The sequence below is a fragment of the Streptomyces sp. ASQP_92 genome (assembly GCF_025399895.1).
Lineage (GTDB): Bacteria > Actinomycetota > Actinomycetes > Streptomycetales > Streptomycetaceae > Streptomyces.
Genome location: NZ_JAODUA010000003.1, coordinates 385231 through 402535 on the forward strand (window position 1 = coordinate 385231; position 17305 = coordinate 402535).

18 protein-coding genes are annotated in these 17305 nt (G+C 70.7%); 12 read left to right on the forward strand and 6 right to left on the reverse strand.

What is annotated here, in order from left to right; translation table 11 throughout:
* Window positions 1–53: 53 nt before the first annotated feature.
* From N4G70_RS11235 to N4G70_RS11280, 10 genes are all read left to right on the forward strand, one after another.
* On the forward strand, window positions 54–1316 hold the full coding sequence (locus tag N4G70_RS11235) for an amidohydrolase (protein ID WP_261712589.1): 1263 nt from the start codon (window positions 54–56) through the stop codon (window positions 1314–1316).
* A 140-nt stretch (window positions 1317–1456) separates the two neighbouring features.
* A complete protein-coding gene (locus N4G70_RS11240) occupies window positions 1457–2521 on the forward strand; it encodes a BMP family protein (protein ID WP_261712404.1) in 1065 nt (354 codons plus the stop codon).
* 258 nt (window positions 2522–2779) lie between these two features.
* A complete protein-coding gene (locus N4G70_RS11245; RefSeq protein ID WP_261712590.1) occupies window positions 2780–4315 on the forward strand; it encodes an ABC transporter ATP-binding protein in 1536 nt (511 codons plus the stop codon).
* Window positions 4312–5436 carry an ABC transporter permease gene (locus N4G70_RS11250; protein ID WP_261712405.1) on the forward strand — a complete coding sequence of 375 codons (1125 nt, stop codon included), beginning with the start codon at window positions 4312–4314 and terminating at the stop codon, window positions 5434–5436. The genes N4G70_RS11245 and N4G70_RS11250 overlap by 4 nt, the downstream gene beginning before the upstream one ends.
* The gene (locus N4G70_RS11255; protein WP_261712406.1) at window positions 5433–6722 is read left to right on the forward strand and encodes an ABC transporter permease; all 1290 of its coding nucleotides are present in this window, start codon (window positions 5433–5435) and stop codon (window positions 6720–6722) included. Before N4G70_RS11250 ends, N4G70_RS11255 begins: the two co-directional genes overlap by 4 nt.
* On the forward strand, window positions 6719–7111 hold the full coding sequence (locus N4G70_RS11260) for a cytidine deaminase (protein ID WP_261712407.1): 393 nt from the start codon (window positions 6719–6721) through the stop codon (window positions 7109–7111). Before N4G70_RS11255 ends, N4G70_RS11260 begins: the two co-directional genes overlap by 4 nt.
* Window positions 7112–7212: 101 nt before the next feature.
* Window positions 7213–8490 carry a thymidine phosphorylase gene (locus N4G70_RS11265; RefSeq protein ID WP_261712408.1) on the forward strand — a complete coding sequence of 426 codons (1278 nt, stop codon included), beginning with the start codon at window positions 7213–7215 and terminating at the stop codon, window positions 8488–8490.
* 109 nt (window positions 8491–8599) lie between these two features.
* Window positions 8600–9190, forward strand: a complete 591-nt coding sequence (locus N4G70_RS11270) for a Uma2 family endonuclease (protein WP_261712409.1) — start codon at window positions 8600–8602, stop codon at window positions 9188–9190.
* A 139-nt stretch (window positions 9191–9329) separates the two neighbouring features.
* Complete coding sequence (locus N4G70_RS11275; protein ID WP_261712410.1) at window positions 9330–9914, forward strand: Uma2 family endonuclease; 585 nt, start codon at window positions 9330–9332, stop codon at window positions 9912–9914.
* Between the two features lie 124 nt (window positions 9915–10038).
* Window positions 10039–10332 carry an STAS domain-containing protein gene (locus N4G70_RS11280; protein ID WP_261712411.1) on the forward strand — a complete coding sequence of 98 codons (294 nt, stop codon included), beginning with the start codon at window positions 10039–10041 and terminating at the stop codon, window positions 10330–10332.
* A 178-nt stretch (window positions 10333–10510) separates the two neighbouring features.
* On the opposite strand, the gene N4G70_RS11285 is transcribed toward N4G70_RS11280, so the two are convergent.
* From N4G70_RS11285 to N4G70_RS11295, 3 genes are all read right to left on the reverse strand, one after another.
* Entirely contained in the window at window positions 10511–10711 is a 201-nt protein-coding gene (locus tag N4G70_RS11285) for a hypothetical protein (protein WP_261712412.1), read from the reverse strand.
* Between the two features lie 154 nt (window positions 10712–10865).
* The gene (locus N4G70_RS11290; RefSeq protein ID WP_261712413.1) at window positions 10866–11183 is read right to left on the reverse strand and encodes a hypothetical protein; all 318 of its coding nucleotides are present in this window, start codon (window positions 11181–11183) and stop codon (window positions 10866–10868) included.
* Window positions 11180–11431: a hypothetical protein gene (locus tag N4G70_RS11295; protein ID WP_261712414.1), complete on the reverse strand. Its 252-nt coding sequence runs from the start codon at window positions 11429–11431 to the stop codon at window positions 11180–11182. Before N4G70_RS11295 ends, N4G70_RS11290 begins: the two co-directional genes overlap by 4 nt.
* A 135-nt stretch (window positions 11432–11566) precedes the next feature.
* Here N4G70_RS11295 and N4G70_RS11300 point away from each other — a divergent pair, with 135 nt between their 5' ends.
* Window positions 11567–12922 (forward strand): hypothetical protein, encoded by a 1356-nt coding sequence (locus N4G70_RS11300; protein ID WP_261712415.1) that lies wholly within the window; start codon window positions 11567–11569, stop codon window positions 12920–12922.
* Between the two features lie 90 nt (window positions 12923–13012).
* Here N4G70_RS11300 and N4G70_RS11305 read toward each other — a convergent pair whose 3' ends face one another.
* Both N4G70_RS11305 and N4G70_RS11310 read right to left on the reverse strand, forming a co-directional pair.
* Window positions 13013–14014, reverse strand: a complete 1002-nt coding sequence (locus N4G70_RS11305; protein ID WP_261712416.1) for a sigma-70 family RNA polymerase sigma factor — start codon at window positions 14012–14014, stop codon at window positions 13013–13015.
* A gap of 136 nt (window positions 14015–14150) precedes the next feature.
* On the reverse strand, window positions 14151–15428 hold the full coding sequence (locus tag N4G70_RS11310; protein ID WP_261712417.1) for an MFS transporter: 1278 nt from the start codon (window positions 15426–15428) through the stop codon (window positions 14151–14153).
* 120 nt (window positions 15429–15548) lie between these two features.
* Between N4G70_RS11310 and N4G70_RS11315 the strand changes: the two genes are divergently transcribed.
* Window positions 15549–16454 carry a LysR family transcriptional regulator gene (locus tag N4G70_RS11315; protein WP_261712418.1) on the forward strand — a complete coding sequence of 302 codons (906 nt, stop codon included), beginning with the start codon at window positions 15549–15551 and terminating at the stop codon, window positions 16452–16454.
* An 18-nt stretch (window positions 16455–16472) separates the two neighbouring features.
* On the opposite strand, the gene N4G70_RS11320 is transcribed toward N4G70_RS11315, so the two are convergent.
* Window positions 16473–17237: a S9 family peptidase gene (locus tag N4G70_RS11320; protein ID WP_261712419.1), complete on the reverse strand. Its 765-nt coding sequence runs from the start codon at window positions 17235–17237 to the stop codon at window positions 16473–16475.
* Between the last annotated feature and the right edge of the window lie 68 nt (window positions 17238–17305).

Sequence of the window (17305 nt, forward strand, 5' to 3'; positions counted from 1 at the left end):
TCGCGGGTGAGTTGACGCCGCCGACGGCCTACCCTCAACGAGTGAACCAGTTGATGTCCCGTGAGTCGTCCGAAGCCGACCAGCCCGGCGAAGCACCGCTGCCCGGCGAGCTGAGCGAGGCCCTGTGTGCCGAACTCATCGCGTTCCGCCGGGACTTGCACATGCACCCCGAGCTGGGCAACCAGGAGTTCAGGACCACCGCCGCGATCAGAGACCGCCTCCGCGCGGCCGGCCTGGAACCGCGCGTCCTGCCGTCGGGCACCGGGCTCATCTGTGACATCGGCCTCCCCCCGCGCGCGCGGGGCAAGGGCGCCGGCGGCCGCGATGCCGAGGTGCCCCTGATGCTCGCCCTGCGCGCGGACATCGACGCCCTGCCCATCCCGGACGCCAAGACGGGCGTCCCCTACCGCTCCACCGTGCCGGACCGCGCCCACGCCTGCGGCCACGACGTGCACACCACCACCGTCCTCGGCGCCGGCCTCGTCCTCGCCGAGCTGCACCGCCAGGGCCGCCTGCCCGCCCCCGTACGGCTGCTGTTCCAGCCCGCCGAGGAGGTGCTGCCGGGCGGCGCCGCCGACGCCATCGTGGCGGGCGCCCTGGACGGCGTGGGCCGCATCATCGCGGTGCACTGCGACCCGAGGGTCGACGCCGGCCGGATCGGGCTGCGCCACGGAGCCATCACCTCCGCCTGCGACCGCCTGGAGGTCGCCCTCGACGGCCCCGGCGGCCACACCGCGCGCCCGCATCTGACCACCGACCTGGTGACCGCCGCCGCGCGCGTCGCCGCCGACGTGCCCGCGCTGCTCGCCCGCCGGGTCGACGCCCGCGCCGGTCTCGCCCTGACCTGGGGCCGCATCGAGGCCGGCCACGCCTGCAACGTGATCCCGATGCACGCCGAGCTGGCCGGAACCGTGCGCTGCCTGGACCTCGCGGCGTGGCGCGACGCGCCCGACCTCGTACACGCCGCGATCGACGAGGTGGCCACCCTGCACGGCGCCAAATCGGAGATCAACTACGTCCGGGGAGTGCCCCCGGTCGTCAACGATCCGGTCGTCACGGAGCTGCTCCACGACGCCATGGCGGCGCGCCGGGGGCCGTATGCCATCGAGGACACGGAGCAGTCACTGGGTGGCGAGGACTTTTCGTGGTACCTGGAGCATGTACCTGGGGCGATGGCCCGGCTCGGGGTGCGCACACCCGGCTCCAACGCCCGGCTCGACCTCCATCGGGGTGATTTCGACGCGGATGAGGCCGCCATCAAGGTCGGGGTCGAACTCTTCACCGCCGCCGCGCTCCTCGACGGCAACCGCTCGTAACCGGACACTTCATCCCCTGTTCGCGACGATCCGATAACGGCTTCCGAACAGGGCTTTACGCGACATCTACGCGCGTTACGATCCGACGCGAAACCAGCGCCGGTAGGGGCGCCTCGGTTCAGGTTTGAAGGGACCTCCTCTTGCGCCGGGTATCCAAGATCGCTGCGGCCGGTATCGCCACCGCCGCGCTCGCGCTTTCCGCCACCGCCTGTGGCTCCACGTCCTCCCAGAAGGACTCGGGCACCTCGTCCTCGTCCTCCGCGGGCGGCAAGGGCGTCAAGATCGGTGTCGCGTACGACGTCGGCGGCCGTGGTGACCACTCGTTCAACGACTCCGCCGCGCGCGGCATCGACAAGGCCAAGGCCGAGTTCGGTGGCGACGTCAAGGAGCTGACCGCCAAGACCACCGACACCGAGGCGGACCGCGAACAGCGTCTGACCGACCTCGCGGGTGCCGGCTTCAACCCCGTCATCGGCATCGGTTACGCCTACGCGAACTCGATGAAGAAGGTCGCGGTCAAGTACCCGAACGTCACCTTCGGCATCGTCGACTCCGTCGTCGAGGGCCCGAAGAACGTCGACAACATCGTCTTCACCGAGGAGCAGGGCTCCTACCTCGCGGGTGTCGCCGCGGCGCTGAAGACCAAGACGAACCACGTCGGCTTCATCGGCGGCGTCGACGTCCCCCTCATCAAGAAGTTCGAGGCGGGCTTCAACCAGGGCGTCAAGGACACCAAGCCGGACGTCAAGGTCGACAACCAGTACCTGTCGCACGGCTCGGACACCTCCGGCTTCGCCAGCCCCGACAAGGGCAAGCAGGCCGCACAGGGCATGCTCGACAACGGCGCCGACGTCGTCTACACCGCGGCCGGCTCCTCCGGCACCGGTGCGATCGAGGCCGTCTCGGGCAAGAAGGGCGCCTGGGCGATCGGTGTCGACTCCGACCAGTACCAGCAGGCCTCGCTCTCCAAGTACAAGAACGCGATCCTGACCTCGGTGGTCAAGAACGTCGACATCGGCGTCTACGACCTGATCAAGTCCATCAAGGACGGCAAGCCGCTGGTCGGCACCAACAGCTACCCGCTGGCCAAGGGCGGCGTCTCGCTCGCCACGAGCGGTGGCTTCATCGACGACCTGAAGTCGCAGCTCGACGCGGCCCAGAAGAAGATCGTCGACGGCACCATCAAGGTCAAGACGACCCCGTGACCCGTGGCGGTCGCTGACCGCCCCCGTCACACATCGGCCCGGTGAGCAGGGACCGCCCTGCTCACCGGGCCGTAACGAAGTGTCAACTCTACGCGCGTAGGCCGGAGTTGGCGCGCCGTGAGTGTGCTGAACTACTACGCCGGGAGCCCGGCGTGGCACATCAGTGCGCTTCCCGGCTTCCCCGGAAGCTCCCCGCCCCCCTGCTCCTGCCCACGAGGAGAGTGCGCCATCAACGCGTCCAGCCCTCCCGCCGTCGAACTGCGCGGCATCACCAAACGATTCCCCGGTGTCGTCGCCAACAAGGACATCGACATCACCGTCCGCAAGGGCACCGTGCACGCGCTGTGCGGCGAGAACGGCGCCGGCAAGTCGACCCTGATGAAGATCCTCTACGGCATGCAGAAGCCGGACGAGGGCACCATCACCATCGACGGCACCCAGGCCTCCTTCTCCAGCCCCGCCGACGCCATCGCGCTCGGCATCGGCATGGTCCACCAGCACTTCATGCTGGCGGACAACCTGACCGTCCTGGAGAACGTCGTCCTCGGCGGCGAGAAGCTGTACGGCATCGGTTCCAAGGCGCGCAACAAGATCAAGGAGATCTCGGACGCGTACGGCCTCGGGGTCCGCCCGGACGCCCTGGTCGAGGACCTCGGCGTCGCCGACCGCCAGCGCGTGGAGATCCTCAAGGTCCTCTACCGCGGCGCGCGCACGCTCATCCTCGACGAGCCGACCGCGGTCCTGGTCCCGCAGGAGGTCGAGGCGCTCTTCGACAACCTGCGCGAGCTCAAGGCCGAGGGCCTGACCGTCATCTTCATCTCGCACAAGCTGGGCGAGGTGCTCTCGGTCGCCGACGAGATCACGGTGATCCGGCGCGGCACCACGGTGGGCACCGCCGACCCCCGCACGACCACCACCAAGCAGCTCGCCGAGCTGATGGTGGGCAGCGAACTGCCCTCGCCCGAGACCCGCGAGTCGACCGTCACCACGGTCGAGATGCTCAAGGTCGAGGACCTCAGGCTGGCCGCCACCGACCCCGACGGGGTGGTGCGCGAGGTGCTCTCCTCGGTCTCCTTCACCATCCACAAGGGTGAGGTGCTCGGCATCGCGGGCGTCGAGGGCAACGGCCAGGCCGAGCTCGTCGAGGCCATCATGGGCATGCGCATCCCCGACGGCGGTGTCATCACGCTCGACACCACCGACATCTCGACGGCGCCGACGCGTGTGCGGCGCGAGAGCGGCGTCGGTTACATCCCCGAGGACCGCCACCGCCACGGCCTGCTCCTGGAAGCGCCGCTGTGGGAGAACCGCATCCTCGGCCATGTCACCGAGAAGCCCAACTCCAAGGGCCCCCTCCTCGACAACAAGGCCGCCCGCGTCGACACCGAGCGGATCGTGCGCGAGTACGACGTGCGCACCCCCGGCATCGAGGTGACCGCGGCGTCCCTGTCCGGCGGCAACCAGCAGAAGCTGATCGTCGGCCGCGAGATGAGCCACAACCCCAAGCTGCTGATCGCCGCGCACCCCACCCGGGGCGTGGACGTCGGCGCCCAGGCGCAGATCTGGGACCAGATCCGCGAGGCCCGCCGTGAGGGCCTCGCCGTGCTGCTGATCTCCGCCGACCTGGACGAGCTGATCGGCCTGTCCGACACCCTGCGGGTGATGTACCGGGGCCGACTGGTCGCCGACGCCGACCCCGCCACGATCACCCCCGAGGAACTGGGCTCCGCCATGACCGGTGCCGCCACCGGCCACCTGGAGCACCAGCACAACACTGGGGGAGAGGACCGATGAAGAAGCTCACCTCCCGCATCGACAAGGAGAAGCTGCTCCTCGCGATCGCGGCCCCCCTGCTCGCGCTCGTCGCGGCCCTTGTCGTCACCGCCCTGGTCATCCTCGCCACCGGCAAGAACCCGTTCCCGGCGTTCAACGACATGCTGTCGTACGGCTCGGCGAGCGACAGCCAGGTCTACATCCTCAACAAGGCGACGACGTACTACCTGGCGGGCATCGCGGTGGCCATCGGCTTCCGGATGAACCTGTTCAACATCGGCGTCGACGGCCAGTACCGCCTCGCGGCCTTCCTGGCAGCGGTCGTCGGTGGCGCGCTGAGCCTGCCCGGCATCGTGCAGATCCCGGTCATCATCCTCGTCGCCATGCTGGTCGGCGCGGTGTGGTCGGCGATCGCGGGCATCCTGAAGGTGACCCGGGGCGTCAGCGAGGTCATCTCGACCATCATGCTGAACGCCATCGCGACCGCGATCATCGCCTATCTGCTCCAGCCCGAGCGCCTCGGCCAGCTCGACGAGGCGGGCACGCTCGTCTCGACCAAGCCGCTGCCCGAGTCGTCCTGGTTCTTCACCCTCGACATGGGCCCGGCCGGACAGCTGTGGGGCTTCATCGTCGTCGCCGTCGTGGTCGGCGTGGCGTACTGGTTCACGCTCGGCCGCACCCGCTTCGGCTTCGATCTGCGGGCGGTCGGCCAGTCCGAGTCCGCGGCCGCGGCCAGCGGCGCCAACGTCAAGAAGATGATCGTCACCAGCATGATCATCTCGGGCGCGGTGGCCGGCCTCGTCGGCATGCCGACGCTGCTCAACGACAGCCACCAGTTCGACAACAGCTTCCCGCTCGGACTCGGCTTCACGGGCATCGCCATCGCCCTGCTCGGCCGCAACCACCCGGTGGGCGTCGCGCTCGCCGCCCTGCTCTGGGGCTATCTGGAGCGCACCACCGGCCACTTCGAAGTGATCGGTTACGACAAGGAGATCCTCGGCGTGATCCAGGGCGTCATCGTCCTGTGCGTCGTGATCGCCTACGAACTCGTCCGCCGTTACGGCCTCAAGCGCCAGCAGCAGCGCGTCGGCGCCGAGCTCGCGGCCCAGGCCGCCAAGACCGATACGGAGGTGACGGCATGAGCGTCACGACCGGAACGACCACGACTCCACCGCCTCCGGCCGGGGTCAAGCGGGGCAACGCCAAGCGCAAGTTCTCCCTCGCGCAGGTCCTGATGATCATCGCGGGTGCGCTGATCCTCATCTCCGCCGTCCGCATCATCACCGGCGCCGACCAGCTCACCAGCGAGGGCCAGATCAGTGCCGCGCTCGGCCTCGCCGTGCCGATCGGGCTCGCGGGCCTGGCCGGTCTGTGGTCCGAGCGGGCCGGCGTGGTCAACATCGGCCTCGAAGGCATGATGATCCTCGGCACCTTCGGCGCGGGCTGGGTCGGCTGGCAGTCCAGCCCCTGGCTCGGCCTGATCGCGGGCATCGGCTTCGGTGTGCTCGGCGGTCTGATCCACGCGGTCGCCACCATCACCTTCGGCGTCGACCACATCGTCTCCGGTGTCGCGGTCAACCTGCTCGCGCTCGGCGTGACGCAGTACCTGGCCAAGCTGTTCTTCAACGACGGCGACGCGCAGGTCAAGGGCGGCAACCCCAAGCAGTCGCCGCCCGCCGACGCGCTGCCCAGCTTCACCATCCCGGGCCTGTCCTCCGGCCTCGAATCGGTCCAGAAGCACCACTGGTTCCTCGTCTCCGACCTCTGCGGAATCCTCGGCGGCCTGGTCACCGAGGTCTCCTGGGTCACCGTCATCGCCGTGGCGCTGTTCGTCGGCACCTGGTGGCTGCTGTGGAAGACGGCCTTCGGCCTGCGCCTGCGCTCCTGCGGCGAGAACCCGATCGCGGCCGAGTCGCTCGGCGTCAACGTGTACTCCTACAAGTACGCGGCGGTCGCCGTCTCGGGTGGTCTCGCCGGTCTCGGCGGCGCCTTCCTCGCCCTGGTCACCTCGCACATCTACCTGGAGGGCCAGACCGGCGGCCGCGGCTACATCGGTCTCGCCGCGATGATCTTCGGCAACTGGCGGCCCGGCGGACTCGCCATGGGCGCGGGCCTGTTCGGCTTCTCCGACGCGCTCCAGCTCCGCAACGGCGGCACCACCGTGCACGCCCTGCTGCTTCTGCTCGTCGTGCTGCTCGCGGTGCTCGCGGGCTGGAAGGCGTACAGGAAGGCGATGCTCCAGGCCGCGATCTGCGCGGCCACCGCCGTCGTGATCCTGGTCTGGTACCTGCTGACCGACGACGTGCCGAGCGACTTCGTGGGCGCGACCCCGTACGTCGTGACGCTGTTGGTGCTGTCGCTCTCCGCCCAGCGTCTGCGGATGCCCAAGGCGGACGGCATGCGCTACCGGAAGGGCCAGGGCAAGTGACGCCGGTGCCCGACTGGGCGGCCCTGCGCACGGCCGCGCGCGAGGCCATGTCCCGCGCGTACGCGCCGTATTCGGGCTACCCGGTCGGCGCGGCCGCCCTGGTCGAGGACGGGCGCACCGTGACCGGCTGCAACGTGGAGAACGCCTCCTACGGCATCGGACTGTGCGCCGAGTGCGGGCTCGTCTCGGCGCTCCAGCTCTCCGGCGGCGGCCGCCTGACGCACTTCACCTGCGTGGACGGACGCGGCGAGGTGCTGGTCCCGTGCGGTCGGTGCCGTCAGCTCCTCTTCGAATTCGGCGGCGCCGAGCTCCTGTTGGAGACCCCGGACGGCATTCTCACGCTGGCCGAGATGCTGCCCCAGGCCTTCGGCCCGGACCACCTGAAGTAACCTCGCGGCCCCCGCACTGCCCGTGCGGGGGCCGCGCTTTCCCCACCCCTCTATGCGCGTAGAGTCGCGCAGGTAACGTGCACCAAGCCGGAAGGAATGCCATGGACGTCATCTCCGTCATCCGCACCAAGCGAGACCGGGGCGAGCTGTCTCCCGAGCAGATCGACTGGGTCATCGACGCGTACACGCGCGGCGTCGTCGCCGACGAGCAGATGTCCGCCCTCGCCATGGCGATCCTCCTCAACGGCATGAACCGCACCGAGATCGCCCGCTGGACCGCGGCGATGATCGCCTCCGGCGAGCGCATGAACTTCGACTCGCTCTCCCGCCCGACCGCCGACAAGCACTCCACCGGCGGCGTCGGCGACAAGATCACCCTGCCGCTCGCCCCGCTGGTCGCCGCCTGCGGCGCGGCCGTGCCGCAGCTCTCGGGCCGGGGCCTCGGCCACACCGGCGGCACCCTGGACAAGCTGGAGTCGATCCCCGGCTGGCGCGCGCTGCTCTCCAACGCGGAGATGCTGAACGTCCTGGACACCACGGGCGCGGTCATCTGCGCGGCGGGCGACGGCCTGGCCCCCGCCGACAAGAAGCTGTACGCGCTGCGCGACGTGACCGGCACGGTCGAGGCGATCCCGCTGATCGCCTCCTCGATCATGTCGAAGAAGATCGCCGAAGGCACCGGCTCCCTCGTCCTGGACGTGAAGGTCGGCACCGGCGCGTTCATGAAGACCATCGAGGACGCGCGTGAACTGGCGTCCACGATGGTCGCGTTGGGCACCGACAGCGGCGTCAAGACGGTCGCGCTGCTCACCGACATGTCCACCCCGCTCGGCCTCACGGCCGGCAACGCCCTAGAAGTCCGGGAATCCGTCGAGGTGTTGGCGGGCGGCGGCCCCTCCGACGTCGTCGAGCTCACCATCGCGCTCGCCCGCGAAATGCTGGACGCGGCGGGCATCAAGGACGCCGACCCGGCGAAGGCCCTCGCCGACGGCTCCGCGATGGACGTGTGGCGCCGGATGATCGCGGCGCAGGGCGGCGACCCGGACGCGGCACTCCCGGTCGCCCGCGAGCGGCACGTCATCACCGCCCCCTCCTCGGGCGTCCTGACCCGCCTCGACGCGTACGACATCGGCGTGGCCGCCTGGCGCCTGGGCGCCGGCCGCGCCCGCAAGGAGGACCCGGTGCAGGCGGGCGCCGGCGTCGAACTCCACGCCAAGCCCGGCGACACGGTCACCGCGGGCCAGCCCCTGCTGACCCTGCACACGGACACGCCGGAGAAGTTCGCGTACGCGCTGGAGTCGTTGGAGGGCTCGTACGACGTGGCCCCGTCCGGAACGGCCTTCTCGGCGAACCCGATCGTGCTGGAACGTATCGCCTGACCTGGGATTGTGTGGCTTGGGCCCTCGTATGGGTGAACGGGACCGGTGGACCATCGCCGGTCCCGTTCGGCATGCTGGAGTCGTGACGAACCGACGTAGGGAGACCGCCGTGAGCGCACTCACCGTCGACCACTCCGGCACCGGCCACGAGTGGGACGACATCGTCCGGATCTGGGAAGAGACGGACGCACCCGAGGGCTGCAAGGTGGAGATCATCGAGGGGATCGTCACCGTGTCACCACCGCCGTCCGACGAACACAACGACACCGCTTGGCTCGTGCAGCAGCAACTCCTCACCGTGCTGCCCGATGGCTGGGCGATCTACCAGACGCTGGGCCTCGCCCTCCGCCAGAGCGGGGGGATGTACATTCCCGACCTGGTGCTGATGCCGCGTTCACGACTGAGTCAGGGTCCGGATGGCCGTACGGCCGCGGAGGATGCCGAGCTCGTAGTGGAGATCACCTCCAAGAGCAATGCCAACCACGATCGCGTGACCAAGCCGCACGGGTACGCGAAGGCGGGCGTGCCGTTGTACCTGCTGCTCGACCCCTGGCACTCGGGCCGTCCGACCGCGACGCTCTACGGTGAGCCGGAACAGGGCACCTATCGAGTTCTCGGCACGGTGGAGTACGGCGGGAAGCTGACCCTGCCCGCCCCCTTCGACCTGGAGATCGACACCGGGGGCTTTCCGGTTCGCTAGCCGCTGGGCCTCGATGTGCCCCGACCCCGCCGGCCGGGGCATACGGCCGCACCACGTCCGGGTGAACGGGATCGGTGGACCCTCGCCGGTCCCGTTCGGCATGCTGGACTGCGTGACGAACCGACGCAGGGAGACCGCCATGAGCGCACTCACGGTTGGCCACGAGCCCGGCCAGGGCTGGGACGACCTCGTCCGTCTCTGGGAGGGGACGGACGCACCCGAGGGCTGCAAGGTGGAGATCATCGAGGGGGTCGTCACCTTGTCACCGACGCCATCGAACGGCCACAACGACATCGCCGAGACCGTTCAGCGACAGCTCTACTCCGTGATCGCCGCTGACTGGGGCATTTACCAGACCCTCGCGCTCGCCCTTCCGTCCCGGCACGGGATGTACATCCCGGACCTGGTGGTGGTACCCAAGGATGCGCTGTTCGGGGACAAGAACCACATTCCCGCCGACGCCGCCGAGCTGGTGGTCGAGATCACCTCGCAGTCCAACGCCGGCCATGACCGCATCACCAAGGCCGCCGGATACGCCCAAGCCGGCATCCCGCTCCATCTGTTGATCGACCGCTGGGCGCCCGGTGGGCCCACCGTCACGCTGTATGGCGAGCCCACGGGTGATGTCTACCGGACGCTCACGGCAGGCAAGTTCGGAGAAGCGGTGATGCTGCCCGCCCCCTTCGAGCTGTCGATCGAGACAAGCCTTTTCCCGGGACGCTAGGCGGGTCGGAGGCGTGCCGGGGACGCCGCACCGACCACGCCTTTTCCCGGGACGCTAGCCGGGCCGGAGGCGTGCCGGGGACGCCGCACCGATGAGTTCCGGAGGGCTACGGGGTCTCATCGGTGTGGAAGCCATCGACCCCGCGCAGCGCGCCCCTGTCCTCGTCGTCCCCGACCCCCTCACCTTCGCCGACGTCCCGCTCCTGTGCGAGCGGCTGCGTGGGCTGTACGGGTCCGGGGCGGAGCTCGTGGTGTGTGACCTCGCCGCACTGAGCCGTGCCGACCTCGCCGCGGTCGAGGCGGTGGCCCGCCTCCGCCTCACCGCCCGGCGGGCCGGTCGCCGGGTGCGGATGCGGGGGGCGGGGGCGGGGCTTGTGGCGCTGCTCGAACTGGCGGGCTTGGGGTCGGACCTGTCGTGAGGCCGGCCCTGCGTCCGGCTGCGGGGCGTGCGGGGCTGGTCGCGCGTACGCGGTGGAGCGCGGGATTGCCCGTTGAGGCCGGCAGCCAGTCCGGTCGCAGGGTGCCCGAAGCGAGCGGCGCGCGGGCGAGCCCCCGCAGGACCTGCCAACTGCGCGCGCGATCACCCGCTGCTGTTCCTCACAGCGGGGTCTCGTGGGCCTCGGCGCATCGAGGGTGCCAGTAGGCGACACGGGGTGGTCCGTTCCAGCGGGCGAGGGTTCCCCTGCGGGCGGGCAGGTGGAGGGGGACCGGTTGGTGACAGGCCGGGCACCTCTCGGGCTTCACGGTGTAGGTCACGTACTCGAACTGGACCGCCCCCGCGCCGGACTTGCTCTCCATGCCCGCTCTCCCCTCGTCCCTCGCCGCACGATCGACTTCCTGTACGCACGGTGGGTGCGGGCCGACCGCGCCCGAGGTCAACTTCCCTCGCCCGTCGGGCAGTTCGGCGCTCCTGCCCGTCATGGCCGGACGCGTCCGGTGGCTGCGTGGCGCCTCACGCGTCGGCCCGCGCGTCCTCGGCGGCTCCGCCGAGGTGCCTGTACTCCAGGGCGTTGGCCTCGGCCCGCCGCTCCTGCTCGGTTCGATCGGCCAGGACCACGACGGCCGTGTCCTGGATCGTGCGGCAGAAGACGGCGTGACCGGTGCGTGCCGTGTGCTCCTGCATGGCCCGGCTCACCTCGTCGACCGTTTCCGTCGGCAGGACCACGTAGTGACAGGTCCCGTTCGTGCACGTCGCCGAGGCGCGGAGGGCTTCGTCCGGGTGCGCCATGACGCGGTAGCGCACAAACCGCGCGGTGCTCCTGGCGCTCATGGGCGCCGCGCCTCAACCGGGGTGTCGAACACACGCGCCTGAACGAGCTCGGCGGCCGACGGGGAACGCAGCGCCTCGGGCGGGGTGGCCCACTCGACGCCGCCGCCGGGCGGGCGGAGGTAGACGCTCCCCTCGAAGCGGTCCTGCACGACGCCGATCCTGTTGCCGTTGGCCGTGTCCACGGCGTACTCGGCGTACTCGGCGGCTACTTCAACGAATTCATCGGCCCGGTCAATGGGGCTGTCCACGTCCACGGCGCGGTTCCTTCCTCGACGGTCTCTCCTGTCTCTACGCAACCGCACGACCACGCACGGCGGTACCTTGGAAGGACGGTCGGAGCATGAAACCCATGAACGCCACGCGCACTGCCGGGAGTTGAGGGCATGGCCAATCGGACACGCATCCCGAACGAGAGCTTGCGCCGCCTGCTCGTACAGGCCAAATGGTCGCGCTCTCAGTTCGCGCTCATCGTCAACCGCATGGGTGCGGAAGCCGGAATGGACCTTCATTACGACCAGTCGGCGGTGTCGCACTGGGTAGCCGGAACCGTGCCGAACCCCCCGGTCAGGCGTCTGATCGTCGAGGCGTTCTCGCGCAAGCTGCACCGGACGGTGACACACGCCGAGGCCGGTCTCCCGCTTGCCGCGTCCGATCAGGCTCCGGCCGGCCTCGATGCCGTGGAAGAGATCGTCGATCTGGGGACGGCCGACATGGATCCGTCGCGCCGGGGTGTCATCGCGGCTGCGGGCCTGTTCTCCGCCGCCCTGGCCGTGCCGATGTTTTCCGGGGACGCGCATGCCGCGGAAGCCGGCCCCGTCGTTCCCGGCAAGCAGACGGTTCGGATCGGAGCCGGTCAGGTCGAGTCGGTCCGCAGGATGACCGACAAGATCGCGGACATCCTCGACGAGCTGGGCGGAGCACACGCACGGCCGATGGCCGCCGCCTTCCTCGTCAACACCGTGGTTCCGTGGCTGCGCGCCGAAGCGACAGACGCCGTCCGGAAGGACATGTGGGCAGCCGCCTCGGACCTGGTCTACCTGACGGGGTGGATGGCCATGTACGAACGGGACCACGGGACGGCCCAGACGTACTACCTCAAGGCGCTGAAGCTGGCGGACCGTGCGGACGACCATGTGACGTACTGCCGGACACTGCGCGGCATGAGCCTCCAGGCGTCGAACCTCGGATATGGCCCGCTGGCCCTGAAGCTGGCCGACTCGGCAGCCGAAGCGGCCCCCAAGGCCGGCCCCCGCCTCAAGGCGTTTCTCACCGGTCAGCAGGCGCACGCCACGGCCATGGTGGGAGATCACCGGCGCGCGCGAAGCCTGTTGGCCGCGACGGAATCCGCCCTGATGCGGGCGGACAGCCGCCGCGAGTCGATCGGCGGGTACAACCAGTCCGCCTACGCCTTCCACGTCTCGCACGTCCTGTACGAGGGGAGGGACCTGCCGGGGTCGATCAAGGCCCTGCAACAGGCGCTCACGGTGCAGCCCGCCAACGAGCGCCAGGGAAGGGTCCACTTCTACGCCGTGCTCGCCCAACGGCAGCTCGAATACGGCCACCTCGACGCGGCATGCGACTCGTGGACCCGCTTCCTGGAGGACTACGAACATGTGTCGTCCGCCCGAGGGGACGAGCACTTCGACACGATGCGGCGCCGCCTTACGCCGCACAAGAACGCGCGGTCCGTTCGTCAACTGGCGGCACGGATCAGTGAGGTTGCCCGGCTCAAGGCGTAGGGCTGGGGTGAGGGGAAGCCTCCACCCCTGCCCCCCCGGACCGTCGCGGCTCCCCGATGTCGACGTGCTCCGTGCCGAGCGCCCCGCGGCTCAGTGGGCCGGAACCGGAACGCCCTCCTCGTCCAGGCGGGCCGGGAGGTCGAAGAGGGGGAACCAGCGGGACGTGTCCAGGAAGGAGCAGATGCCCGAGACCTTGCCCCCGCTCGTCTCGATCACCATCAGGGCCCACGGCACGAAGCCGCCCGCGGGATCCGGGTGGTAGTGGGCGAAGGCCGGCGTGCCGTTGGCGACCGTCGGCAGGAGGCGGGAGCCGCGGCACACCTCGCCCACGCCCAGCATCCAGCCCACGATGTCGTCGTGGCCCCGCAGCCACAGGTCGTACGGCGGCATCGACAGCGTCGCGTCCTCGTGGAGCAGGGCGGTCAGGGCCGTCATGTCGTAGCCCTCGAAGGCCGCCACATAGCGGTCCAGGAGCTTGCGCTGCTCCTCGTCGAGCGGGTTCGCCGCGTCCGTCTGCTTCGGCTCGGACTCCGCAAGGGTCGAACGGGCGCGCTGGAGAGCGGAGTTGACCGAGGCGACCGTCGTGTCGAGGAGCTCGGCGACCTCGCTCGCCTTCCACGCCAGGACCTCGCGCAGGATCAGCACCGCGCGCTGCTTGGGCGGAAGGTGCTGGAGCGCGGCGACGAACGCGAGCCGCACGGACTCGCGGGCCAGCGCCGCCTCGGCCGGGTCCTCGACGGTCGGCAGCACCCGCCCGTCCGGCACCGGCTCCAGCCAGGTCACCTCCGGGCGGGAGTTGAGCTGGGCGTTGGCCACCGGGGTGGCCGCCGTCAGATCCATCGGGCGGGCCCGCTTGTTGCCCGCGTTCAGCATGTCCAGGCAGACGTTGGTCGCGATCCGGTACAGCCACGAGCGCAGCGAGGAGCGGCCCTCGAACTTGTCGATGCTGCGCCACGCCCGCACCAGCGTGTCCTGCACCGCGTCCTCCGCCTCGAAGGCCGAGCCGAGCATCCGGTAGCAGTACCCGGTCAACTCTCTGCGGTGCTCTTCGAGGCGTACGTCCAGATCCGCCGCCGCTGCCAGATCACTCATCGGTCCACCCCGTGTCGTGCCGTGTAAAGCCAGCACTTCGGAAGCTACCGGACCCCACTGACAATCGCGCGGCTATGGAGAAATCGGCAGGTCAGCGGGGTGCTCGGGTCAGCTGTGGGCGTGGGTCAGGCGTGCGTCACGCGTGCGTCAGGTGCAGGCGGCGGGTGCGGCGCTCGGCGCGGGCCGCGTGCGAGCCGTACAGGGTGACCGAGACGACGCCGAGCACCGCGAGGACGCCCAGGAGCACCGTGGCCGGCCAGCCCCCCGCGTGGAAGGCGACCGCGCCCAGCGTGCCGCCCGCGCTGGAGCCCAGGTAGTACGCGGACTGGTACAGCGCCGACGCCTGGGCGCGACCCGTCTTGGCGGTGTGGCTCACCGAGGACGAGGCCACCGCGTGGCCCGCGAAGAAGCCCGCCGTGATCAGCACCAGGCCCGCCAGGATCGCGGGCAGCGAGGAGGCGAGCGAGAGCAGCAGGCCCGCCGCGGTGGTGGAGACGGCCAGGTACAGGGCGCCGCGGCGGCCCACCCGCGCCACCAACTGCCCGGCGGCGGCCGAGGAGACCGTGCCGACCAGATACACCAGGAAGATCGAGCCGATCAGGCCCTGCGGCAGGTTGAAGGGCGCCGCGGTGAGGCGGTAGCCGATCACCGTGTAGACCGCGCCGAACACCGTCATGAACAGCGCGCCGATGGCGTACAGACGCACCAGGAGCGGGTCGGCGAGGTGGCCGCGCACGGTGCGGGCCAGCGCGCGCGGGTTCAGCGAACCCGGGGTGAAATTGCGGGCCTTGGGCAGGAGCAGGCGGAACGCCACCGCGCACACCGCGGCCAGGGCACCCACCGCAAGGAGCGCCGCGCGCCAGCCCCAGGCCTGCGCGACCCAGCCGGTCAGGATGCGTCCGCTCATGCCGCCGATCGAGTTGCCCGCGACGAACAGGCCGATCGCCCCGACCAGCGCCTTGGGCCTCACTTCCTCCGCCAGGTACGCCATCGCCGAGGCGGGGAGCCCCGCGATCGCCGCGCCCTGCACCGCGCGCAGCGCCACCAGCCAGCCGACGTTAGGCGCGAACGGGACGAGCAGGCCCACCGCCACCGCGACGGCCAGGGACACCGTCATCGTCCGGGTCCGCCCGAACCGCTCGGACAGCGCGCTCAGCGGCAGCACGCACAGGGCGAGCGCGCCCGTCGCGGCCGACACCGTCCAGCTCGCCGCGCTCGCCGTGGCCCCGAGGTCCGCGGAGATCAGCGGCAGCAGGGCCTGGGTGGAGTAGAGGAGGGCGAAAGTGGCGACACCGGCGGCGAAGAGCGCGAAGCTCATCCGGCGGTAGCCGGCGGCGCCGGGGGTGAGCTGGAGCGGGGACGACGAGGTGGAGGCGCCCACGGTGGTGGACGCCCCGGTACTGGCGGGAGGCATGTCGAAACCGTAGGCCTGCCTGCGTTTATGCGTCCAATGCACAGATGGGCGACAATCGATCCACTGCTGCATCAGCCGAGGTCAGAGGTGCGCGTGTCATCGAACAGTTACGAAGAATCCATGGAGGACGCCGCGATGGCGCTCGCGCCGCGGCTGGCCTACTTCGCCGGGGTGGCCCGCCATGAGCACGTGACCCGCGCCGCGCACGAACTGGGCGTGCCCCAGTCGACCCTGTCGCGCGCCATGGTCCGCCTCGAAGAGGACCTGGGTGTCGCCCTGTTCGCGCGCAAGGGCCGCACCGTCGCGCTGACCGCCGCGGGCCGTACCTTCCTCGGTTCCGCCGAGCGGGCCCTCGCCGAGGTGGGCCGGGCCGCGGAGTCGGTGCGCGCGGACGCCGACCCGGGCACCGGCAAGGTCGCCTTCGGCTTTCTGCACACCATGGGGTCGGAGACGGTGCCGGGCCTGATCCGCGCCTTCCGCGTCGACCATCCCCGGGTCCGCTTCACCCTCGTACAGAACTATGGCGAGGCGATGATCGAGCGGCTGCGCGCGGGCGAGCTCGATCTCTGTCTGACCTCGCCCGTGCCGGACGCGCCGGACCTCGCGGCCCGGCGCCTGGACGAGCAGCGGCTGCGTTTGGTGGTGCCCGACGACCACCGGCTCGCGGGCCGCAAGCGGGTGCGGCTCGCGGAGGCCGCCGACGAGACCTTCGTGACCCTGGAGCCGGGCTACGGGCTGCGCCGCATCACCGACGACCTGTGCGCCGACGCCGGGTTCGCGCCCCGCATCGCCTTCGAGGGCGAGGAGGCCGAGACGCTGCGCGGCCTCGTCGCGGCCGGGCTCGGCGTGGCGCTGCTCCCGCCGCCCGCGGTGGCCCGGCCGGGAGTGGTCGAGCTGACCGTCACCGCCCCGCGCGCAGTGCGCGAGATCGGGGTGGCCTGGCTGGACGGCCATCCGGACACCCCGCCGGTGGCCGCCTTCAAGGCCTTTCTGCTCTCCCGCCGTGGAAAGCTGATCCCCGAGTGAGTCGCCCCGCGAACTCCCTTATCGGCGAAGGGACTTGCCGAAGCCGGCCGCCAGGGGCATCCGGAGCCCAAGGGGCGGTGGCGCGGCGAACGCGTCCGTGACGGGGCGGGCGTACGGGCGCGAGAACAGGGTGCCGAAGACGAAGTCGACCGCGAGCGCGTGGACTTCGGGCCGGTGCTGACGCATCGAGTGGCCGTCGGAGTGGACCTCGAAGCGGCAGGTGTCCCGGTTGGCCTTCTTGGCGCGCTCGGCGAGCCGGTAGGACAGCTCGGGGTCGGTGCGCGCGTCATTGGTGCCGTGCACGATCATCACGCGCCGGCCCACGAGCTGTTTCACCGGCTCGGGGTCGGCGGCCACGTCGTCGTCGGGGATCCAAGGGGCCAGCGCCAGCACGGAGTTGACGGCCGGATGGCCCGCCGCCCGCAGCGCGGCCCGGCCGCCCATGCCGTGCCCGGCCAGACACACCGGCACGTCCCCATAGCGCCGTACGACCTCGTCCGCGGCCCATTCGGCGTCCGTGGCCAGCCGTGCGTCGCCGCCGTTCCAGCCCCGGCCGCGATAGTGGACCGCGTGCGCCACGAGACCCTCCGGGCCGCCGTCCCGCGCCAGTCTGCGGGCCAGCGGGAGCGCGGCCGCGTACGCGAGGGGGGAGGGCCGGCGTGCCGAGACGGGGTCGCCGTCCGGGAGCACGAGGACCACGCCGCCGACCGTAGCGCCGGCGCCGGTCGCGCCGACGGCCCGTCCCAGCCGGGCCGCAGGCAGGGGAGTCGCTTGCAGTGCCATGGCAGAACAGTCTCAGAAGCCGAGGTGTACGCCACCCGTCCGCGCGGTCACTGTTACGTATCGACGGT